Origin of the sequence: Streptomyces sp. CA-142005, from assembly GCF_050942335.1 — a bacterium.
Lineage (GTDB): Bacteria > Actinomycetota > Actinomycetes > Streptomycetales > Streptomycetaceae > Streptomyces.
This window is the reverse complement of the sequence record NZ_CP192078.1, coordinates 8,805,820-8,826,551: the sequence shown is the minus strand read 5'-3', so window position 1 is coordinate 8,826,551 and position 20,732 is coordinate 8,805,820. Positions and strand designations below refer to the sequence as shown.

Below are 20,732 nucleotides of genomic sequence, written 5' to 3'. Positions count from 1 at the left end.
TCAGCTCACCACTCCGGTCATGACGCCCACGGGTACGGCGATGAAGCCGGCCGTGAGCAGCAGCGCGAGGACGTTGGCGACGGTCTTCAGGGCACGGTCGCGGGCGCGGCTTCCGACGCCGAGGGTCTGCGCGGCGCTCCAGAAGCCGTGCCGGATGTGCAGGCCGAGCGCGAGCATCGCGACGATGTAGATGACGTCGCCGTACCAGGTGGAGAAGGTGTCGACCACGTTCTGGTACGGGTGGCCCTCCTGGAAGCCGCCGGAGTGCACGGTGCCGGTGGTCAGGTCCAGGATGTGCCAGACGATGAACAGGCCGAGGATGACGCCGCCCCAGCGCATGGTGCGGGTGGCGTAGCTCGCCCGGGGTTTGCTGTGCACGTACTTGCTGGGCCTCGCCCTGATGTCGCGGCGGCTGAGCTGGTACGCGGACGTGGCGTGGGCGACCACGGCGACGACGAGGACGATCCGGATGAGCCAGAGCGTCCACTCGTAGTGCATGAAGGGCTCGCCGACGGTGCGCAACCAGTGGGCGTAGTGGTTGAACACGCCCGCCCCGAAGAAGATCTTCAGGTTGCCGATCACATGGGCGACCAGGTACAGCAGCATGATCACGCCGCTGACGGCCATCACCGTCTTCTTGCCGACGGAGGAGTCCCACATCGTGCGTGCCATGGACGGCCGTCGGTCCGTCCGCGTTGCCAGAGCCATGACCAGCACGCTAGGGCCGAAGGTCCCGATCGGTCCAAGACATGGTCCAGCTCGTTTCCATAGCCGGAAGCTATTATTGCAGGATGCAGTTCCAGCAGCTCCAGTACTTCGTCGCCGTCGCCGAGACCCGGCACTTCACCCGCGCCGCCGAGCTGGTGCATGTCGCCCAGCCGTCTTTGTCGCAGCAGATCAAGGCGCTGGAGCGGGAGCTGGGCGCGGATCTGTTCCTGCGCGCCCGGGGCAACATCAGCCTCACGGACGCCGGTGAGGCCCTGCTCCCGCTGGCCCGGCGGATCCTGGCCGACGCGGACACGGCCCGGCACGAGGTGCAGGAGCTGGTGCAGCTGCGGCGGGGCCGGGTGCGGCTGGGGGCGACCCCGAGTCTGTGCACCGGCCTGCTGCCGGACGTGCTGCGCGCCTTCCACGACCGCTACCCGGGCATCCAGCTGCTGATCGAGGAGGGCGGCTCGCACGACCTGGTCCGGCACCTGGCCCGGGGCGCCCTCGACCTCGCGCTGCTCGTGCTGCCCCTGCCGACGCCCGCGCCCGCGCTGACCACGGTGGAGCTGCTGCGGGAGGACCTCGTGGTCGTGTCCTCACCCGAGGCGCCGGCGCCGGGTCACGGCGCACGGCGGGTGGTCGACATCACCGATCTGGAGGGCGAGCGCCTGGTCATGTTCCGGCACGGCTACGACCTGCGCGAACTGACCGTCGCCGCGTGCCGCTCCGCCGGGTTCGAGCCGGAGTTCGCGGTGGAGGGGGGCGAGATGGACGCGGTGCTGGGATTCGTGCGGGCGGGGCTCGGCGTGGCCGTGGTGCCGCAGATGGTCGCGACCCGAGCGGGACGCGGCCTGCGCGTCACCCCGTTGGCTCGACCCGGTTTGCATCGGACCATCGCGTTGGCTCACCGCAGCGATGTGGCTCCGCCCCGGGCCGCGAGGGAGTTGCAGCGGATGCTGCTGGAGCGGTGACGGATGTCGCCGCGCGGATACGCCCCGACACCGCCGATCCGGGCCGTCCGCGCCGGCCGTGAGCCGCCGCCCATGCGGGCGTGGCAGGCTGCGGCACCCCAGGGGCGCAGGGAACCGCGCAACACCGAAGCGATGTCGCTCCGCCCCGGGCCACGAGGCAGTTGCAGCGGATGCTGCTGGAGCGGTGACGGATGTCGCCGCGCGGATACGCCCCGACATCGCCGATCCGGGCCGTCCGCGCCGGCCGTGAGCCGCCGCCCATGCGGGCGTGGCCGACTGCGGCACCCCAGGGGCGCAGGGAACCGCACAACACCGAAGCGATGTCGCTCCGCCCCGGGCCACGAGGCAGTTGCAGCGGTGCTGCTGGAGCGGCGACGGATGCTGGCGCGCGGATACGCCCCGACACCGCCGCGCCGGACCGTCCGCGCCGGCCAAGTGCCACCGCGCATGCGAGCGTGGCCGACCGCGGCACCCCAGGGGCGCAGGGAACCGCACAACACCAGAGCGATGTCGCTCCGCCCCGGGCCACGAGGCAGTTGCAGCGGTGCTGCTGGAGCGGCGACGGATGCTGGCGCGCGGATACGCCCCGACACCGCCGCGCCGGACCGTCCGCGCCGGCCAAGTGCCACCGCGCATGCGAGCGTGGCCGACCGCGGCACCCCAGGGGCACAGGGAACCGCACAACACCAGAGCGATGTCGCTCCGCCCCGGGCCACGAGGCAGTTGCAGCGAACGCTGCTGGAGCGGCGACGGATGCTGGCGCGCGGATACGCCCCGACACCGCCGCGCCGGACCGTCCGCGCCGGCCAAGTGCCACCGCGCATGCGAGCGTGGCCGACCGCGGCACCCCAGGGGCACAGGGAACCGCACAACACCAGAGCGATGTCGCTCCGCCCCGGGCCACGAGGGAATTGCAGCGAACGCTGCTGGAGCGGCGACGGATGTCGCCGCGCGAATGCGCCCTCACATCGCCGCGCCGGGCCGTCCGCGCCGGCCAAGCGCTGCCGCGCATGCGAGTGTGGCCGGCTGCGGCACCGCAGGGGCGCGGGGAACTGCGCGACCGGCCGCGTCGGATCCGCAGCCGAAAGCCGACCGTGCGCCGGCCCAGGCCCGGCGCAGCGGCCGTCAGCCCGTCGCGTCGACGAGCGCCAGGTCGTGCAGCCGCTCCGGTGGGCCGGGGCGGGCGTAGTACCAGCCCTGGGCCGTGTCGCAGCCCAGTATGCGGAGCTGTTCGGCCTGGGCGCCGGTTTCCACGCCCTCGACGGTGACCGCCAGGTCGAGGCTGTGGGCGAGGGAGACGATGCCCTCGACGATCTTCAGGTCGACGGGGTCGGCGGGGAACCGCTGCATGCCCTGGGTGAAGGAGCGGTCCAGTTTGAGGATGCTCACCGGCAGGCGGCGGAGATTCGCCAGGTTCGAATACCCCGTGCCGAAGTCGTCCAGGGCGATGTCCACGCCCATCTCGGCCAGCCGGTGCAGCGGCTTGAGCAGGTCGTCGTCGGCGCCGATGAGCGCGGACTCGGTGACCTCCAGGCACAGGGCGTCCGGGGCGACACCCGCGCGCTCCAGGATGTCCACGGTGTCCTGCACCAGGCCCGGATGGCTGAGCTGGCACGGGGACAGGTTGACGTTGATGCGCAGGGGCCCGGCGGTGGTCTCCTCGCCGTGGCGCTCTCGCCAGGCGCGGGCCTGGCGGATGGATTCCTCCAGGACCCAGCGGCCGAGCGGCACGATCAGTCCGGTGTGCTCGGCGAGCGGGATGAAGCGGTCGGGGCCGAGCACACCGTGCTGCGGGTGCAGCCAGCGGACGAGGGCCTCGGCGCCGCGGACGCTGCCGTCGCCGAGGTGGACCAGCGGCTGGTACTCGATGAAGAACTCGCCGCGTTCCAGCGCCGTGGGGAGGGCGGTCGTCAGGCCGTGGCGGGTGATCGCGCGGGCGTCGGCCTCCGGGTCGGCGAGTTCGGAACGGTTGCCGCCCGCGGACTTGGCCCGGTACATGGTGATGTCGGCGCTCCGCAGGACCTCCGCCGCCGTGCGCTCGCCCGCCGGGCCCTCGACGATGCCGAGGCTGCCGCGCACCAGCAGGTCGCGTCCGTCGATGCTGACGGGGGTGACGAGGGCGCTCATGATGCGTTCGGCGAGTTCGTCGATCTCGCGCTCGGTGCCCGGCCCGGTGGTCAGGGCCACGAACTCGTCGCCGCCGAGCCGGGCGACCATCTCGCCGGGCGCGGTCGCACAGGACTGCAGCCGGTCGGCGACCTCCACCAGCAGCCGGTCGCCGGCCGCGTGCCCGAGGCTGTCGTTGATGGTCTTGAAGCCGTCCAGGTCGAGGTAGCACAGGCCGAAGCGCTGGCCCTCGCCCGCGTTCAGCGCCTTCTCCAGGCGCTCGAAGAACAGGGTGCGGTTGGGCAGTCCGGTGAGCGCGTCGTGCGTGGCCTCGTAGCGCAGCCGCAGGTTGAGCAGCCGGCGCTCGGTGGTGTCCTCCATGAGGGCCAGCTGGTACTGCGGATCGCCGTCGGCGTCGCGCAGCAGGGAGACCGTCAGATTGGTCCACAGGACCGTGCCGTCGGGGCGGTTGAAGGCCTTTTCGAGGTGGTAGTGCTCGCGCTCGCCGCGGACGAGTTCGTCATAGAGCTTCCAGGTCTGCGGCGCGTCCTCGGGGTGCACCCAGTCCTGGACGCGACGGCCGCGCAGGGCCTGGTCGGTCAGCCCGAACATACGCAGCAGGGCCTGGTTGACCTGCAGGACGTTTCCGTCGAGGTCGGCGATGCCGATCCCTATCGCCGCACCCTCGAAGACCGCGCGGAAGCGGGCCTCGCTGGCGTGCAGCGCCTGCGCGACCACGCCCTGGGCCCTGAGCGCGGCCTGGGCGATGGACTCCTGCTCGGCGAGCGTGCGCTCGCGCAGCGCCTCGGCGTATCCGGCGGCCATCGCGTGCTGCAACCGCGAGCAGCGCAGGCGCGGTTCGTCCTGCGGGCCGTCCCCGGCGCAGTACAGCACCAGATAGGCGTCCACGCAGTCCAGGGTGCGGGTGAGCGCCTCGGGGTCGGTGCAGTGCGCGCCGACCAGGGCGGCGCCGACCGCCTTCGCGCCGTCCGCGTCGAAGCCGCGCGCCCGCAGCAGCTCACTCAACCGGCGTGCGAGCGGCAGGAGTCGTTCCTCGAACTCGCTCCGGGTCAGCGACGTGGAGGTCACCGGGTAGACCGCCCGGCTCCAGATCGTCGTGAACCGGCGCAGTCTGTCCTCCGGCCCGTCCGGCTCGGCGCTCACGCGGTACGCCCCACGCCGGCGAATCCGGAGAAGGCGAACGGGTCCTCGTCCTCCGGCGCCGACTCCGGCCGCCAGTGCGGCATGGGCACCAGTCCCGGTTCCACCATGTCGTACCCCTCGAAGAACCGCGCGATCTCGTCGCGCGAGCGCATGATGAGCGGATTGCGAATGTCCTTGTATACGTCCACCGCGCCCTCGGCCCGCTCGGCGGGCAGCGGGATTCCCTCGTACGAGGCATGGGTGAGGATCAGCAGGCTGCCGGGCGCGAGCGCGTCGCGCAGCTCGGCAACCGCACCGTAGGGGTCGTCCGCGTCTTCCACGAAGTGCAGTATGGCAACGAGGAGGAGGGCGACTGGGCGGTTCCGGTCGATCAGCCGCTCCACCTGGGGGCTGGAGAGGATCTCCTGGGGCTTGCGCAGGTCCGCGGCGACGACGTCCGCGGCGTCGTTACCGGCCAGTACCGCCTGGCTGTGCGCGACGGCGACCGGATCGTGGTCGACGTAGACCACGCGGGCGTCCGGTACGGCCGCCTGCGCCACCTCGTGGACGTTGCCGAACGTCGGGATGCCGGAGCCGATGTCGAGGAACTGGGTGATGCCCTCCCCGGCCGCGAACCGCACGGCGCGGCGCATGAACGCCCGGTTGGCCTGCATGATCTTGGGCAGGCCCGGCATGAACTCCATCGCCTTGCGGGCCGCTTCCCGGTCCACCTCGAAGTTGTGCGAGCCGCCCAGGTAGAAGTCGTAGATCCGCGAGATGCTCGGCACCGAGATGTCGATGCTCCGTGGGGCCCAGGCGGGACGCTCCATGTATCTCTCCGAGGCTAGGCGACAGGGACAGGCGATCCGGTGTTCGAGCTGAGGCTACTGATCGCCCGCCAAAGGGGCGACCCGAACCGGAAATTGACCGTCCGTTCCCCGCCACTGCCTGTGGCAAGTGCCCGTATGACCCCGCTGCGTCACGGCTGTGCCCACTTGGCCCGCTCCTGCCCACATGCGCGCGCCTTCCCGCGGCGCCGCCCCATGCACAACGGTCCGCCCCCTCCGTGCGGTGCGGAGGGGGCGGACCTTCGGTGGCGCTCCGGGCCGGGCGGGGCGATCGACCCTGGGGAGGTGATCTAGTTGCCCGGTGCGCCGACCGGCTTGCCGTCGGGCGAGACGGCGTACCAGGTGCCGCCCACGCCCTGACCGTTGGTGTCGCCGGGGGCCTTGTCCCCGGAGAAGGTGTAGATCGGCCAGCAGTTGACCGTCATCTGCTTCACACCGTCGGGACGGGTGAAGCCCATCAGCCCCTTCTTCTTGACGCCCTGGGTGTCCTCGGGCTTGACGATGCCGACGGCCGGCCACTTCTCCAGGCAGGTCCCGGTGCAGTTGGAGACGGACTTCGGCCAGGCCTTGTCCTTGAGGAAGCGGTAGACCGTCATGCCGTTCTTGTCGACGACGATGTCGCCCAGCTTGGGGTCCTTGCGGACGGACAGGCCGGGCAGGGCCGCCAGGGAGGCCTTCTTGCCGTTCGGGGCCAGCGCGAACCACTTGCCGCCCACGCCCTGGCCGTTGACGTCCCCGGCGTTGACGTCCTTGGCGTAGCGGTAGGCGGGCCAGCCGCCGACGGTGAGCTGCTTGGTGCCGTCGGCGCGGGTGACCTCGCCGAGCAGCGCCTTGTCGATGCCGGCCCCGGCCGTGGCGTCGTCGGCGGGCACCGGCGGCCAGGTGGTGGCGCAGTCGCCGTCACAGTTCGACTTGGGCGGCTTGGCGGTGTCCTTGTCGAACCGGTACAGGGTGAGGCCGGAGCCGTCGGTCAGCACACTGCCGAGGTCGGGGTTGGTGGCCACGGTCAGCTTGCCCGCGGGGGCGGCCGGGGACGGGGAGCTGGAGCTCTGGTTGCCGTCGGCGCCGTAACCGTTTCCCGACCCGGTGCCGACACCCGCACCGATGGTCGGGCTGCCCGCGGGCGCGGTGGCCCCGACGTTCTGGGCCGCCGACGACGGGGTGGTGCTGTTGTCCTGACCGCACGCCGTCGTCAGCGCCAGCACCGCAGCGGCTGTGGCCACCAATGAGGCGGTCCGCCAGGAGGTCTTCATGTCCAACTCCCCATATTCGCCTGGTTGTTGCAGCGCTCTGCCGCGCCGCCGCACGGCCATGGGTACGCACCGAGGGGGCGGGAGCGTTCAACGGGGAGGGGAAGTTCTTCGGGAAATTCTTTCCGCATCCTGTGACCCGCACCGTCGCAGATGCCGTCGCACAGGGCTCGTACGGGCGTACGCGGCACACGAATCGCTCTCTTCTTCGCGTCAAACCATCGATCGCATCATGTCCTTCCTTCGGATCATTCCGGACGCACCGCGGCCTACGGCCTGGTTCCGCACCCCATGATCGTCGGGTGCATGGACCCGACGTGACCCGATGGGCGCCCGCCGCACGGGTGTTGGCCCTGATGGCGCTGACCTGGACCCTGATGGGCTGCCCGGCCGGCAGTGCCTCGGCCGACGCCTGTGCGTACGCCTCCACGGGCCCGGACGGCACGGTGGCGGTGGCCTACGCAGGCGGCGACCACTGGCCGCCGCCCTGTTCGACGCCCACCCCGCCCCCGTGCCCGCCCACACCGACGCCGACCCCGCCGCCTTCACCACCACCGCCGAAACCGAAGCCCACGCCGACTCCGCACCCCACGCCCAAGCCCACCCCGGAACCGAGGCCGCCGGCCCGGCCCGCCCCGGCTCCGCCGGCACCACGGCCCACACCGACGCCGACCCCGCCGCCTCCACCGCCGGCCCAGCCCCCACCGCCGAAGCCGAAGCCCACTCCGCGGCCCTCGGCGTCCCCGGTGAGCTACCCGGCGTACCACCCGCACCGCACCGCACACGTCGCACCCGGCCACACCACGCCGGTCACCTACGTCCTGCTCATCACCGTTCCGGCGATCGTCGCCGTCGCGGCCCTGCGCCCGCGCTGACGCGCCGGCCCGCTCACCTTCTGGAGGTATCCGTTGCCGGATTGGCTTGTTCTCGTCCTCGCGATGCTGGCGGCCTGTGCTGTGGTGGTGGTCGTCACCGTCGTACGGCACAAGCGGGCGCCCGAGGACGAGGATCCCAGCGAGACCCCGGACGTCATCGAGTACATGACGATGTGGATCGGTGTCGTGTACGCCATCGTCCTGGGCCTCGCCATCGCGGGCGTGTGGGAGGCCCGCAGCTCCGCGCAGGACTATGTGCAGTCCGAGGCGCAGGCGCTGCACGAGATCTCGGCACGGGTCCGCGTCTATCCGCCGGACGTCCGTGACCGGATCCGCAGCGACATCGACACCTATGTCGGCTATGTCGTCGACCACGAGTGGCGGACGATGTCCCACGACGAACGCGTCAGCGACCGCGGCACCCAGCTGCTGCAGAAGGTCCGCCAGGACATCACCGACTACCAGCCGAAGAACGACTTCGAGGCGCAGGCCTACCAGCCGCTGCTGGACCAGATGACCGCCGCCGACCAGGCGCGCAACGCCCGCGCCGACTCCATCGGGGCCACCATGCCACCGGTGGTGTGGTGGGGCCTGCTCACCGGGGCGCTGGTCACCGTCGGCATGGTGTTCGCGCTGCAGATCCGGCGCACCAGACGTGAACTGATCCTGGCGGGGCTGTTCTCCGCGACCATCGCGTTCATGCTGTTCCTCATCTGGGACTTCGACGCCCCCTTCAGCCGGGGCATCGCGGTGACCGCGGAACCGTTCACGAATCTGTTCCCGGGAGTCACCGGCTAGTCCCCGGCGCCGGGGAGGGCGGCGGCCGACCGCCCCCTGGACCAGCGGCCGTTCGCCCCGGCCCCGCGCGGGGCCGGGGCGAACGCCGTGTCTGCGTGTGCCGCGCGAAGGAAGGCCGCCGGCGGGGTGTCAGCTCCGCTTCTCGTTCCGGCGGCGCACCCAGGACGCGCCGCCCCCGACGACCGCCAAGGTCACGAGCCCGGCGCCGATGGCCATGTCGGCAGGGGTGGAACCGGTGGGTCTGCCGTCGCCGGCACCCCCCTGGACTCCGCCGAGCACGGTGAACGCCGCCGGACGGATCAGGGTCCTGCCGTCGCAGTCGACAGCGATGTCGTACCGGCCGGGACGGGCGTCGCCGTCGACGTGTGCGGTTCCGCGCGAGCTGTCGTCGCGCCGCCGGTCGAGCCCGGTGGTGGCGAAGGCCCGGGAGGACATGGCGCCGTCGTCACAGCCGTCCACGGTGACGGCGAGCCGGCCGCCGGCCGGGAGCACGCCGGGGTGGGCGACGATGTTCCGGGGGCCGCCGTCATCACGGCCGTCGAGGTCGTCATCGCGATCGCCGGAGTCGTCGTCCCGGCCGCTGTTCCCGCTGTCGTCGAAGTGATCACGATCGTTGGAATTGCCGCTGATCCCGTGGTCCGGGTCGCTGCCGTCGCCCCCGCCCTCCGCGAGGGCGGCAGGGGTGGCGAACCCGAGCACGGCCACCGCGGCGCACGCGGCCGCCAGGGCACGTTGGTTTCGCATCCGATCCTCCGCGGGAGGCGCCCGGGAGCCGTCCCCGGTCGATCGGCGAGAAAAACGCCTCCCGGACAGACCCTCGGACGCGCGGAACACGCCCGCATGTCGAGAATCGTCCGTCCTGGTGACACAACACGTCGCACGAAAAGCACACAATCGGATATTGCCGCAGGTCACGGACCATCAGAGATTATCGGCGAATCGCAACTCGGATGGCGCACCGCGCAGGCTCCGGGCCACCCGTTCGCCACTCACCCCTGTCACCCGTCGCGCGCGCGGGACTTAGCGTTTTCCCATGCGCGAGGGACGTGGTGGGCCGCGTCGAGAGGGGAAGGCGAATGTCTGCGTCCGAGCTGTCCGAGCTTGCCGAAGAGGAGGAACGGCGGAGGAAACGGGCCCCGTGGGGCGTGATAGCGCTTGCTCTGCTGACCGGTCTGGCGCTCATTCGGAACGGTTCGGGGGAGTTCGACATCGGTCCGCCGCAGCCTGCCTCGGCGGCGGCCCCGGACAGCCGCGCCGGCACGGGTACCTTCTCCGCGGCTCCGGCGCCGCTCGGGTTCTCCGCCGCCGACCGGGTCCGCATCCCCGCCATCCAGGTGAACGCGCCGGTCATGCCCGTCGGTCTGGACGCGGCCGGCTGGGTAGCCGCACCGCCGCCGGACGACCCCAATCTGGCGGGCTGGTTCACCGGTGCGGTCTCCCCCGGCGAGAAGGGCACCGCCGTCGTCGTCGGGCACGTCGACAACAAGAAGGGCCCGGCCGTGTTCTACGGACTCGGGTCCTTGAAGAAGGGAAACCGGATCGAGGTGGCGCGCAAGGACGGAAAGACCGCGGTGTTCGAGACCTATGGCGTCGAGGTCGTCTCCAAGAGCGGTTTTCCGGGCGACCGCGTGTACGGCTCGAAGGGAACACCGGAACTGCGGGTCATCACCTGCGGCGGCGGTTTTTCCAAGCAGAACGGTTACGACGGAAACGTCGTCGTCTTCGCCCGCCTGGTCGCGGTGAACTGAGGCCACCGCGACCAGGCGGGCGAAGAGCCGGGAAAACGGTCACACGCGCCGGCGCGGCACGGTCATGTGATATCCGGAGTCGAGGAGGCGGGGCAGCCATTCACGGATCGCACGGACGGTCTGCGACCGGTCGCCCCCGGCGTCGTGGGAGAGCAGCACGACGCCGGGGGCGGCGCCGTGCTCCACCCGGTCGACGATGGCGCCCGTGCCGGGCTCCATCCAGTCGGTGGTGTCCACCGTCCAGGCCATCGGCTCCATGCCCATGTCGGCGCCCAGCTGGAACGCGGCCCGGTTCCAGGCACCGTAGGGTGCGCGGAACCACTGGGGGCGCTCGCCGTAGGCGTCCTCGATGGCATCGCTCGTGCGCTTCATCTCGGAGTGGATCTGCCTGCGGTTGAGGGTCGTCAGCAGTGGATGCGTCCAGGTGTGGTTGCCGACGGCATGGCCTTCGTCGGCCATCCGGGTCACCAGCTCCTTGTTGTCCACGACGCGCTCGCCGCACACGAAGAACATGGCCCGCACGTCGTACTTGGCGAGGGTGTCCAGGATGTGCGGGGTGTAGTCCGGGTCGGGGCCGTCGTCGAAGGTCAGCATCATGTGCCGGCCGCGCCCGGAGATGTGGACGACGGGCTCCTTGCGGACCCTCAGTCTGTGCGGCACGGCACGCGGCGGTCCGTAGACCGTGAGCGGCTGTAGTCGAAAGGCGGAGGGCTTGAGTGCCTGACGGGCCTGCGGTCCGGGAGCGGGGTCGGCGGTACCGGCGCTGTCCTGGGCGCCGCCCGCCAGGACGGCTCCCGCGGTACCCGCGGCTCCCAGCGCGGCGCCGCCGGTCAGGAGCATCCGGCGCCGTGTGAGCAACTGATCCTTCTGCATGACTCATCACTCGCCCCACCCGGCTCCGGCGCTCCACAGCGACACCGGTGCGGCTGCGGGAAAGCACCCGAACAGCCGAGTGCGGGGTCGTGGTGGTCCCGCGCGCGGGCTTCTGATAAGCAATCGGACAAGCAGTCAGTCCGCAGCAAATGCCAAGTGGGACACGGGGGTCGAGCCGAATTGGCCGCACACGGGGGAACGTATACGAACGGCGTGCCGCGCAGCGCGCTCGCGGTGGTGCTGCTCGCCGTCGCCCAGTTCCTGGTCGTCTTCGACACGACGTCGTTCGCGGTGGCGCTGCCGTTGGTCGCGCGCGACTGGGGGCTGGCCATCGCCGGACTGACCTGGCTGCTGACCGCGTACAGCGTGTGTTTCGCCGCGCTGCCGGTGCTCGCGGGAGCCCTCGGCAGGGCCTTCGGGCAGCGGCGGGTGCTGATGGGCGGGCTCGCGCTGTCGAGCGTCGCCGCTGCGGCCCCCGCGGTGTTCTCCGCACCCTGGGTGCTGATGGCCTCGCGTGCGGTGCAGGGCGTCGCGGCGGCGGCGATCACGGCCGGTGCGCTGGCCCTGATCGACGCCACGCATCCGGCGGGCCCGGGCCGGGACCGGGCGCTCAACGTGCACTTCGCGGTCGTGGCCTGTGCCACCCCGGCGGCGCTGCTGCCCTGCACCCTGTTGCTGGACGCCTCGGAGACGGAGAAGACGATCTTCTGGGTGCAGGCCGCCGCCGGGGTGCTGCTCCTGCTGCTGGTTCCGCTCGCGCTGGCGGAGTCCGCGCCCGAGCCGGCGGCCCGGCGCCGGGTGGGGGCCGCCGCGCTGGCGGTCGTGCCGCTGGGCTTCCTGGCCTGGTTCGCCGACTGGCTCGGCGACCGGAGCGTGTCCGCGACCACGGTCATCGTGATCGCCGTGGCCGGTGCGCTGGTGCCGTCCGTGCTCGGCTGGTTCGGCCGGGGCGAGGGCGTGCCGGAGCTGCTCGCCCGGCTGCACCGGCAGCGGGCCGCGTTCGGCGCCTACACCGTGGTGGCGCTGCTGGCCGCGGGCCTGTCCGGTGCCGTACTGATCCTCACCATGGCCCTGCAGACGGTCGGCGGCCTCTCTCCGATGCGGGTCGGCTGGGCCCTGCTGCCCGCCGTCGCCGGTGTGGTGCTGGGCTGCCTGGTCCTGCCCGGCCTCGCGGCCCGCGTCGGGCTCGGCGCCACGGTCGCCGGGGCCTGCGCCGTGTCGGCCGTGGGGTTCGTGCTGCTCGCCCTTCCGGGCGCGGGCTACCGGTTCGCGGAGGTGCTGCTGCCGCTGCTGCTGATCGCCTTCGGCTGCGGTGTGCTCGCGCTGCCGGTGGGCTTCGCACGGTCCGTGAGCGCGGCGCTGCCCCGGGGCCTGAACGCCTCCCGGCAGCTCGGCGCCGGACTGGGCGCATCGCTGTTCATCGGGATCGTCACGGTCGCCCAGCAGCGGTTCGGGGGCGTCACGCTGTCCGGCATGAAGGACTACCGGGCCTTCCTCTCGGGCGCGTTCCGCGACTGCTTCGAACTGGGTACGGCGCTCTGTCTGACCGCCGCGGCGATCGCCCTGCTGGCGCTGCCCCGGCGCGGCGACCGGACGGCCGCCGGGGACCCGGGGCTCAGCGGCGGCGCACCAGCGGGAACGGCAGGGTCTCCCGGATCGTCAGGCCGGTGAGGAACATCACCAGCCGGTCGACGCCGATGCCCAGCCCGCCCGTAGGGGGCATCGCGTACTCCAGGGCCTCCAGGAAGTCCTCGTCCAGCTCCATGGCCTCCGCATCGCCGCCGGCGGCCAGCAGCGACTGCTCGGTGAGCCTTCGGCGCTGTTCCACGGGGTCGGTCAACTCGGAGTAGGCGGTGCCGAGTTCGGTGCCGAAGGCGACGAGGTCCCAGCGCTCGGCGAGCCGTGGGTCGGTGCGGTGCTGCCGGGTCAGCGGGGAGACGTCGGTGGGGAAGTCCTTGTAGAAGGTGGGGAGTTGGGTCCGTTCCTCGACGAGGCGCTCGTACATCTCCAGGACGATGTCTCCGGGCCCGTCGTCGGCGGTGTACGGCACCCCGGCCCGGTCGCACAGCCGGTGCAGCCGCAGCAGTTCGGTACCGGGGCCGATCTCCTCCCCCAGCGCCTCGGAGATCGCGCCGTACACGGTTCTGACCGGCCACTTACCGGAGATGTCGTACTCCTGCCCGCCCTTGCGGACCACCGGCGAGCCGAAGGCGGCGGTCGCCGCGCCCTGGATCAGCTCGCGGGTGAGGTCGAGCATGACGTCGTAGTCAGCGTAGGCCTGGTAGGCCTCCAGCATCGTGAACTCGGGGTTGTGCTTGTAGGAGACGCCTTCGTTGCGGAAGGTGCGGCCCAGTTCGAAGACCCTCTCCAGGCCGCCCACGCACAGCCGCTTCAGGTACAGCTCGGGGGCGATGCGCAGATACAGGTCGAGGTCGTAGGCGTTGATGTGGGTGGTGAAGGGACGGGCGTTGGCGCCGCCGTGGATCTGCTGGAGCATCGGGGTCTCGACCTCGACATAGCCGCGGTCCAGCAGGCCCTGGCGCAGGGCCTGTACGGCGGCGGAGCGGGCCCGGATCACGGCGCGGGCGGCGGGGCTGGTCGCGAGGTCGAGATAGCGGCGGCGGACCTTCGCCTCGGGGTCGGTGAGGCCGCGGCGTTTGTCGGGCAGCGGGCGCAGGCACTTGCCGGTGAGCTGCCATGAGGTGACGAAGACGGTGGGTTCGCCCTTGTCACTGAGGCCGGTGCGGCCGGTGGCGGTGATGTGGTCGCCGATGTCGGTGCCGGCGGTGAAGCGGTCGAGGGCGGTGGCCGAGCGGTCGCGGGTGAGGGCGATCTGGTGGTCGCCGGACCAGTCGCGCAGCACCGCGAAGACGATGCCGCCGAAGTCGCGGACGAGCATGAGCCGTCCGGCGACGGTGACGTCCTCGTCGGGGGGCGCGTCGGCGAGGGCGTGGGTGGGGGCGGGGACGCCGACCGGGTAGGGGTCGGTGCCGCCGGCGCGGAGCCGGTCGAGTTTGTGGTGCCGCACGCGGACCTGGTCGGGCAGGCCCGCGTCCGGTGCGGCGGGCCCGGCCCGGTCCCCTCCTCCGAGGCCGAGCGCCGTCAGGGGCGGCAGCCCGTGGGTGGTGGCGGGCGGCTGCCCGGCCTTCGGGTGCCCCTTTCCCCAGAGTTTGCGCAACGACGGTACGGAGACGAAGCCTTCGGCGATGCCGGAGGCGAGGCCGATGCGGGCGAGGGAGGCCGCGTCGCAGTAGCAGATGAAGCGCGGGTACCAGTCCGGGTGGTACTTGGCGTTGGAGCGGTACAGGGCCTCCAGCTGCCACCAGCGGGAGAAGAACAGCAGCAGGCGGCGCCAGAGCCTCAGGACGGGTCCGGCGCCGATGCGGGCGCCCTCCTCGAAGACCGACCGGAAGACGGCGAAGTTCAGCGAGATCCGGTGGACGCCCAGCTTGGGGGCGGCGGCGCACAGTTCGGCGACCATGAACTCCATGACCCCGTTGGGGGCGGCGCGGTCACGGCGCATCAGGTCCAGGGAGATGCCGTCCCGGCCCCAGGGCACGAAGGAGAGCAGGGCGAGGAGCCGGCCGTCCTCACCGAGGGCCTCCACCAGCAGGCAGTCGCCGTCGGCGGGGTCGCCGAGCCGGTCCAGGGCCATGGAGAAGCCGCGCTCGGTCTCGGTGTCGCGCCAGGCGTCGGCCTTGTCGACGACCTCCTCCATCTCGTGTTCGGTGAGGGTGGCGTGCCGGCGGATGCGGCAGGTCGCGCCGGTACGGCGGACGCGGTGCACGGCCTGCCGGGTCACCCGCATGTCGCGGCCGTCGAGGTCGAAGGAGGCCACGTGCACGATCGCCTCGTCGCCGAGCTGGAGGGCGCCGAGTCCGGCGCGGGCGTAGGTGCGGGCGCCCTCCTCGGAGGCCCCCATCACGGCGGGTGCCCAGGCGTAGCGGCGGGCCACGTCCAGCCAGGCGGCGATGGCGTGCGGCCAGGCCTCGGGGTCGCCGACGGGGTCGCCGCTGGCGAGGCAGACGCCGGCCTCGACGCGGTAGGTGACGGCGGCCTTGCCGCTGGGCGAGAAGACGACGGCCTTGTCGCGGCGGGTGGCGAAGTAGCCGAGGGAGTCCCGCTCGCCGTAGACGGCCAGAAGGGCGCGGATGCGGGCCTCCTCGTCGCCGTGCAGGGCGGCCTCCAGCCGCTGGGAACGGAACAGCGCGGTAGCGGCGTTCAGGAGGGCGAGGGCGCCGAGCAGGCCGAGCACGAAGGTGACCTTGCGGGGCGGGCGGCCGGAGAAGGAGCGGCCCGAGACCAGCCCGCCGCACACCCGGTCGGCCGCCCAGGCCAAGTGCTCGTTCGCCGGCAGGGTGCCCGGGAACACCATGACCAGGCCCCAGCCGAGCAGGATGGCCACCACAAGGCCGCCCAGCAGCACGGCGAGCGCCCGCCATACGGCACCGCGCCGGGAGGCGGCGTAGAACTCCCCGCGGGCCACGACGAGCAGGATCAGCAGCAGGCCGCACAGCACCAGCGACGGCAGCGACTCGGTGTACAGGCCGAGGCCCACGCCGAGCGCGTCGGTGAGCACCAGCAGCCCGAGATAGACGACGACCAGCCACCAGGCGACCTTCTTGCGGGCGGCGGTGGCGCCGGCCAGCAGGAACAGGAAGACGGCGTAGGCCAGGTTGGCGCTGATGGGCACCAGCAGCAGGTCGAGGGTGTGGGCGACCGGGCGGAGCAGGCGGCGCAGCGGTTCGATGAGCGCGAGCAGCGCGCACAGCAGACCGAGCGCGGCGAAGAGCGTGGCGAAGGCCTCGGGCACCCAGCCGAGGCGCCCGCCGGCGGGCGGGCGTATCGGGGCCGTGGGGTCCCTCCGTGCGGCGGGCTCCGCGCTGGCGGTCATGGTTCCGACTGTAGGAAGGGGTCACGCGCCTCGCCCGTCGAGGGGGCGCCGGGCCGGTGCCGAGGGGCCCGCCGCTCGCCCGCCCGCCCCGGACGGCGCCGCGCCCCCGCTCGTCCGCCCGACCAGCAGGTCCGCCGGACGCCCGCGCGGCCCGGCCGGAAGACTGTCGCGTCTTAGCAGGAACCATGGATTCCGATAGCCTCACGGCCGTGACGGAACAGCACTCGCAGCCGGACTCGCATTCGCACCAGTTCGAGCGCGGCACGGACGGGCCGAAGGTCATCGTCGTAGGGGTCGACGGCTCCGACTCCTCGCTGCGTGCGGCGGCGTACGCGGGCGGGCTCGCCCGGCGGCAGCGCGCCCTGCTGGCCGTGGTGTACGTGCAGCCGGTGCTGGCCGCCGGGGCGGCGCTCGGAGCGCCGGTGGCGGAGACGACCGACGAGATCGCCGAGGACCTGGTCACCTACATCCGGGAGGCGGCCGAGCGGGTCAAGGGGATATTCGAGGTGCGCTGGGAGTTCCACACCTTCCGCGGCGATCCCTACAGCGGGCTGGTGAAGGCGGCCGACGAGCTCAAGGCGGACGCGGTGGTCGTGGGTGCCTCGGAGCAGGCCGGCCACCGGATCATCGGCTCGGTGGCGATCCGGCTGGTGAAGGCGGGGCGCTGGCCGGTGACGGTCGTGCCGTAGCCTTCCGCGAGTCCCGCAGGAGCAGGGGTGGCGTCGCCAGCAGCAGGACGCCGGCCAGGGCGATGGCGGTGCGCGGGCCGGTGAGGCTCGCCAGCAGACCCCACAGGGCGGTCAGGGCGGCCGTGGTGGCCTTGCCGGTGATCGACCAGGCGGACAGGGTGCGGGCGACCCGGTCGTCCGGGGTGCACTCCAGACGGCGGGTGGCGTACACCGGGTTGTAGACGCCCGAGCTGGTGATCACCCCGAACTCCACGGCCATCACCAGCAGCAGTCCGGGCAGCCCTGGCTGGACGAAGGCCAGCCCGAGGGGCCAGACGGCGCGCAGGGTGCCCGAGGCGTGCAGCACCCGCCGCTGTCCGTAGCGGGCGACGAGGGGCCGGGCCAGCCGGGAGCCGAGGAGGCCGCCGAGGCAGGGCACGGCGAAGGCGAGGCCGTACTGCCAGGGGGCGAAGCCGAGCGGGCCGAGCATGAGGACGGCCAGAGGCGGCATGGCGACCATGATCAGGGCGTTGCCCGCGAGGTTGTTGAAGAACAGCGGCCGCAGGTCCGGGCTGGTGAGGATGTGCCGCCAGCCGTCGAGCAGGTCGGCCGCCCGCAGGCGCTCGGCGCCGGTGCGCTCGGGGCGCGGCTCACCGCCGCCGACGGCCCGGATGCCCAGGGCCGACAGCAGAAAGCTGACCGCGTTCGCCACGACCGTCGTGACGGGACCGAACAGGCCGATCGCGGCGCCGCCGAGGGGCGGTCCGAGGACCAGCGAGGTCCAGTTCGTGGACTCGAACCGGGAGTTCGCGGTGAGCAGCCGGTCGGCCGGCACGAGCGACTTCAGGAAGGCGCCGGAGGCCGCGTTGAAGGTGATGTCGGCCGCCGCGACGATCACCGACACGCACAGCAGCTGACCGAGGCCGAGCCCGCCGAACGCGTAGGCGGCGGGGATGGTGAGCAGCGCGGCGAACCTGACCAGGTCCATCGCCATCATCACCGGCCGCTTGCGCCGGAACTCCACCCACGGCCCGAGCGGCACCGCCAGCGCGGCACCCACCGCGGGCCCGGTCGCGGCGAGCAGCGCCACCTCGGCCGGCCCGACGTGCAGCGCGAGGACCGCGATCACCGAGAAGGCGTCGAAGGCGAGGTAGGTGCCGAGCGCGCTCACCGAGTATGCCGCCCACAGCCATCCGAACCGCCGCCCCAGCTTCATGCACAACCTCCCGTTGACCCCGGCCATGAAATCCGGCGGACCGTCGCTGGATCAAACAACCGGGAAGACATCAGCCACAACCAACGGTTGTACAAGTAGGGTGGGCGGTGTGGACCTCAAGGCCGTGCGCACCTTCGTCACCGTGGTGGACGCCGGGCAGTTCCAGGAGGCCTCGGCCGTCCTCGGCATCACCCAGCAGGCCGTCTCCAAGCGGATCGCCGCACTGGAGAAGGACCTCGGTGTGCGGCTGTTCACCCGGACGGCGCGCGGGGCGCAGCCGACCATCGACGGGCAGGCGTTCCTGCCGCACGCCCGGGAGCTGCTGCTGGCCGAGGAACGGGCGCTGGCCTCGGTACGGCCGGGACGGCGGGCGCTGCGGGTCGACGTGATCGGGGCCAAGCTGGCCCCCGCCGCCCTGCTGCGCTCCTTCCACGAGGCACAGCCCGGCACGGCCCTCGACGTCGTGACGCTCTTCGATGCCGGTTCGGCCGTGGCCGCCGTGGGGGCGGGCACGATCGACGCGACCTTCCGCGCGGTGACCACCCGGCTTCCCGAGGGGCTGCGGGCGGCCCGGGTGCTGGACGAGCCGCTCCAGCTGCTCACCGGCCCGCGGCACCCGCTCGCCGGGGCCCGGTCGGTGACGCCCGAGCAGCTGGCCGGGCACCGGATCTGGATGCCGGGCATCGTGGACGGCACCGAGTGGGCCGCCTACTACACGGCCCTCGCCGCCGAGTTCGGGCTGACCATCGACTCGGTCGGCCCGGACTTCGGCACCGAGCCCCTGCTCGACACGGTCGCGGACTCCGCCTCGCTCGCCACCTTCGTCGGCGAGCAGACCCGGCTCGTCTGGCCCGCCGGGCACGACCTGCGGCGCATCCCGCTCGTCGACCCGACCCCGGTGTACCCGCACTCCCTGGTCTGGGCCGCGGCCAACACGCACCCGGGACTCGCCGCGCTGCGCGCCCATCTCACCGCACGCATGCCGGCCCGGCCCGCGTCCCGCACCTGGACGCCCGCCTGGGCCGTGCGTGGCGTCTTCCCAGTGCGGCGCACCTGAGCCATCATGATCCGCCGTCAGCCGCTGCCGTCGGCGAAGAGGTGAGGCGCATGGCCAGGCTCCGCGCGGGTGAGGGGATTCTCCGGCGCAAACCCATCGAACACATCGAGGAGACCGAGGTCGGCGAGGGCACCCGGCTGGACCGCTCGCTCGGACTGTGGCAGCTCACCGCGATCGGGGTGGGCGGCATCATCGGCGCCGGCATCTTCACGCTCGCGGGCACGGTCGCCAACGGCACGGCGGGTCCGGCGGTGGTGGTGTCGTTCCTGATCGCCGGTGTGGCGAGCGCCTGTGCGGCGCTGTCGTACGCCGAGTTCGCCGGACTGATCCCGAAGGCGGGATCGGCGTACACCTACGGCTATGCGGTGCTCGGCGAGTTCGCGGGCTGGTTCATCGGCTGGGACCTGCTGCTGGAGTACACCGCGATCGTGGCGGTGGTGGCGATCGGCATCTCGGGCTACTTCGGCTTCCTGGTCGAGGAGATGGGCGCGCAACTGCCGCAGTGGATGCTGGGGGCGCCGGGCACCGGGGCCGGGCACCGGGTGGACCTGTTCGCGGCGATCCTGTGCCTGCTGATCGCCTGGCTGCTGAACCTGGGCATGCGCAGCGCGGCCCGCTTCGAGACGTTCGTCGTCGCACTGAAGGTGCTGGTGGTGCTGCTGGTGATCGGAGTGGGCGTGTTCCACATCGACTCGGCGAACTACCACCCGTTCTTCCCGTTCGGCATCGGCGGTGCCTTCACCGGCGCGGCGACCGTGTTCTTCGCGGTGTTCGGCTACGACGCCATGTCGACGGCCGCCGAGGAGTCCAAGGACGCCCAGCGGCACATGCCGAAGGCGATCATCTACTCGCTGATGATCTCGATGGTGCTGTACGTGGCGGCCTGCCTGGTGCTGACGGGCATGCAGAACTACAAGTCCATCGACCCGGAGAGCGGCTTCTCCAGCGCGTTCAAGTCCGTGGGCCTGGACGCGCTCGCGGACGTGATCGCGGTGGGCGCGATCATCGGCATCCTCACCGTGATGTTCACGTTCATGCTGGGCGTGACCCGGGTGTGGTTCTCGATGTCCCGTGACGGTCTGCTGCCCCCGTGGTTCGCCAGGACCCACCCGACGCGGCATGTGCCGACCCGGGTGACCTGGATCGCCGGGGTGGCCTCGGCCGCCATCGCCGGGTTCGTCCCGATCGGCTCGGCCGCCGAGCTGACCAACATCGGCATCCTGCTGGCGTTCGTGGTGGTGTGCGCGGCGGTGATCGTGCTGCGCTACCGGCGCCCGGAGCTGCCGCGCACCTTCCGTACCCCGTGGATGCCGGTCGTACCCGCACTGGGCTGCATCTTCTCGGTCTGGTTGATCACGTTCCTGCAGTGGCAGACCTGGGTGCGGTTCGCGGTGTGGTTCGTGATCGGGTGCGTGATCTACTTCGGCTACTCCTACCGGCGCTCGGCACTGGCCGAGGTGCGGCCCGCCGAATGAACCCCCGGCGGGGGGGCAGGACCGTTCGTCCGACCGTTCGCCGACGCGATCGACCGTCCGTCGCAGAGCCGTGCGCGCGGCCTGTCCCCCGGCCGTGCCCTG

At 72.1% G+C, this 20,732-nt stretch carries 16 protein-coding genes; 8 read left to right on the top strand and 8 right to left on the bottom strand.

The genetic code is table 11. From position 1 onward, the window contains the following. Complete coding sequence (locus ACQPXS_RS40655) at window positions 1-672, bottom strand: succinate dehydrogenase (RefSeq protein ID WP_433456170.1); 672 nt, start codon at window positions 670-672, stop codon at window positions 1-3. 119 nt (window positions 673-791) lie between these two features. Here ACQPXS_RS40655 and ACQPXS_RS40650 point away from each other — a divergent pair, with 119 nt between their 5' ends. Continuing rightward, a complete protein-coding gene (locus ACQPXS_RS40650) occupies window positions 792-1,679 on the top strand; it encodes a LysR family transcriptional regulator (RefSeq protein ID WP_433454537.1) in 888 nt (295 codons plus the stop codon). 1,125 nt (window positions 1,680-2,804) lie between these two features. Here the strand turns inward: ACQPXS_RS40650 and ACQPXS_RS40645 are convergent. The 3 genes from ACQPXS_RS40645 to ACQPXS_RS40635 form a co-directional block, all read right to left on the bottom strand. Next, window positions 2,805-4,949: a putative bifunctional diguanylate cyclase/phosphodiesterase gene (locus ACQPXS_RS40645; protein ID WP_433454536.1), complete on the bottom strand. Its 2,145-nt coding sequence runs from the start codon at window positions 4,947-4,949 to the stop codon at window positions 2,805-2,807. After that, window positions 4,946-5,758 (bottom strand): SAM-dependent methyltransferase, encoded by an 813-nt coding sequence (locus ACQPXS_RS40640; RefSeq protein ID WP_433454535.1) that lies wholly within the window; start codon window positions 5,756-5,758, stop codon window positions 4,946-4,948. Before ACQPXS_RS40640 ends, ACQPXS_RS40645 begins: the two co-directional genes overlap by 4 nt. Window positions 5,759-6,066: 308 nt before the next feature. After that, a complete protein-coding gene (locus ACQPXS_RS40635; protein ID WP_433454534.1) occupies window positions 6,067-7,029 on the bottom strand; it encodes an SCO0930 family lipoprotein in 963 nt (320 codons plus the stop codon). Window positions 7,030-7,343: 314 nt separating this feature from the next. Between ACQPXS_RS40635 and ACQPXS_RS40630 the strand changes: the two genes are divergently transcribed. Then, entirely contained in the window at window positions 7,344-7,901 is a 558-nt protein-coding gene (locus ACQPXS_RS40630) for a hypothetical protein (protein WP_433454533.1), read from the top strand. A gap of 33 nt (window positions 7,902-7,934) precedes the next feature. Further along, complete coding sequence (locus tag ACQPXS_RS40625; protein WP_390680212.1) at window positions 7,935-8,699, top strand: DUF4239 domain-containing protein; 765 nt, start codon at window positions 7,935-7,937, stop codon at window positions 8,697-8,699. A gap of 129 nt (window positions 8,700-8,828) precedes the next feature. On the opposite strand, the gene ACQPXS_RS40620 is transcribed toward ACQPXS_RS40625, so the two are convergent. Next, window positions 8,829-9,443: a hypothetical protein gene (locus ACQPXS_RS40620; RefSeq protein ID WP_433454532.1), complete on the bottom strand. Its 615-nt coding sequence runs from the start codon at window positions 9,441-9,443 to the stop codon at window positions 8,829-8,831. Between the two features lie 332 nt (window positions 9,444-9,775). Here ACQPXS_RS40620 and ACQPXS_RS40615 point away from each other — a divergent pair, with 332 nt between their 5' ends. After that, window positions 9,776-10,447, top strand: a complete 672-nt coding sequence (locus tag ACQPXS_RS40615) for a class F sortase (protein WP_433454531.1) — start codon at window positions 9,776-9,778, stop codon at window positions 10,445-10,447. A 39-nt stretch (window positions 10,448-10,486) separates the two neighbouring features. On the opposite strand, the gene ACQPXS_RS40610 is transcribed toward ACQPXS_RS40615, so the two are convergent. Then, the gene (locus ACQPXS_RS40610) at window positions 10,487-11,320 is read right to left on the bottom strand and encodes a polysaccharide deacetylase family protein (protein WP_433454530.1); all 834 of its coding nucleotides are present in this window, start codon (window positions 11,318-11,320) and stop codon (window positions 10,487-10,489) included. A 213-nt stretch (window positions 11,321-11,533) separates the two neighbouring features. On the opposite strand from ACQPXS_RS40610, the gene ACQPXS_RS40605 reads away from it, so the two are divergent. After that, the gene (locus tag ACQPXS_RS40605) at window positions 11,534-12,991 is read left to right on the top strand and encodes an MFS transporter (RefSeq protein ID WP_433454529.1); all 1,458 of its coding nucleotides are present in this window, start codon (window positions 11,534-11,536) and stop codon (window positions 12,989-12,991) included. Here ACQPXS_RS40605 and lysX read toward each other — a convergent pair. Beyond that, entirely contained in the window at window positions 12,936-16,214 is a 3,279-nt protein-coding gene (gene lysX, locus ACQPXS_RS40600; protein ID WP_433454528.1) for a bifunctional lysylphosphatidylglycerol synthetase/lysine--tRNA ligase LysX, read from the bottom strand. The two genes, ACQPXS_RS40605 and lysX, sit on opposite strands and share 56 nt — an antisense overlap. A gap of 185 nt (window positions 16,215-16,399) precedes the next feature. Here lysX and ACQPXS_RS40595 point away from each other — a divergent pair, with 185 nt between their 5' ends. Further along, window positions 16,400-16,903, top strand: a complete 504-nt coding sequence (locus ACQPXS_RS40595) for a universal stress protein (protein WP_365324587.1) — start codon at window positions 16,400-16,402, stop codon at window positions 16,901-16,903. Here ACQPXS_RS40595 and ACQPXS_RS40590 read toward each other — a convergent pair. Next, complete coding sequence (locus tag ACQPXS_RS40590; RefSeq protein ID WP_433454527.1) at window positions 16,839-18,098, bottom strand: MFS transporter; 1,260 nt, start codon at window positions 18,096-18,098, stop codon at window positions 16,839-16,841. The genes ACQPXS_RS40595 and ACQPXS_RS40590 overlap by 65 nt on opposite strands. 109 nt (window positions 18,099-18,207) lie before the next feature. On the opposite strand from ACQPXS_RS40590, the gene ACQPXS_RS40585 reads away from it, so the two are divergent. Beyond that, on the top strand, window positions 18,208-19,155 hold the full coding sequence (locus tag ACQPXS_RS40585) for a LysR family transcriptional regulator (RefSeq protein WP_433454526.1): 948 nt from the start codon (window positions 18,208-18,210) through the stop codon (window positions 19,153-19,155). Window positions 19,156-19,205: 50 nt separating this feature from the next. Next, the gene (locus ACQPXS_RS40580) at window positions 19,206-20,630 is read left to right on the top strand and encodes an amino acid permease (protein WP_433454525.1); all 1,425 of its coding nucleotides are present in this window, start codon (window positions 19,206-19,208) and stop codon (window positions 20,628-20,630) included. Window positions 20,631-20,732 lie beyond the last annotated feature (102 nt).

Coding starts and splice junctions, on each gene's coding strand:
- ACQPXS_RS40655 (WP_433456170.1), bottom strand. CDS start 672: ATGGCACGCACGATGTGGGACTCCTCCGTCGGCAAGAAGACGGTGATG.
- ACQPXS_RS40650 (WP_433454537.1), top strand. CDS start 792: ATGCAGTTCCAGCAGCTCCAGTACTTCGTCGCCGTCGCCGAGACCCGG.
- ACQPXS_RS40640 (WP_433454535.1), bottom strand. CDS start 5,758: ATGGAGCGTCCCGCCTGGGCCCCACGGAGCATCGACATCTCGGTGCCG.
- ACQPXS_RS40635 (WP_433454534.1), bottom strand. CDS start 7,029: ATGAAGACCTCCTGGCGGACCGCCTCATTGGTGGCCACAGCCGCTGCG.
- ACQPXS_RS40620 (WP_433454532.1), bottom strand. CDS start 9,443: ATGCGAAACCAACGTGCCCTGGCGGCCGCGTGCGCCGCGGTGGCCGTG.
- ACQPXS_RS40615 (WP_433454531.1), top strand. CDS start 9,776: ATGTCTGCGTCCGAGCTGTCCGAGCTTGCCGAAGAGGAGGAACGGCGG.
- ACQPXS_RS40610 (WP_433454530.1), bottom strand. CDS start 11,320: ATGCAGAAGGATCAGTTGCTCACACGGCGCCGGATGCTCCTGACCGGC.
- lysX (WP_433454528.1), bottom strand. CDS start 16,214: ATGACCGCCAGCGCGGAGCCCGCCGCACGGAGGGACCCCACGGCCCCG.
- ACQPXS_RS40595 (WP_365324587.1), top strand. CDS start 16,400: ATGGATTCCGATAGCCTCACGGCCGTGACGGAACAGCACTCGCAGCCG.
- ACQPXS_RS40590 (WP_433454527.1), bottom strand. CDS start 18,098: ATGAAGCTGGGGCGGCGGTTCGGATGGCTGTGGGCGGCATACTCGGTG.
- ACQPXS_RS40580 (WP_433454525.1), top strand. CDS start 19,206: ATGGCCAGGCTCCGCGCGGGTGAGGGGATTCTCCGGCGCAAACCCATC.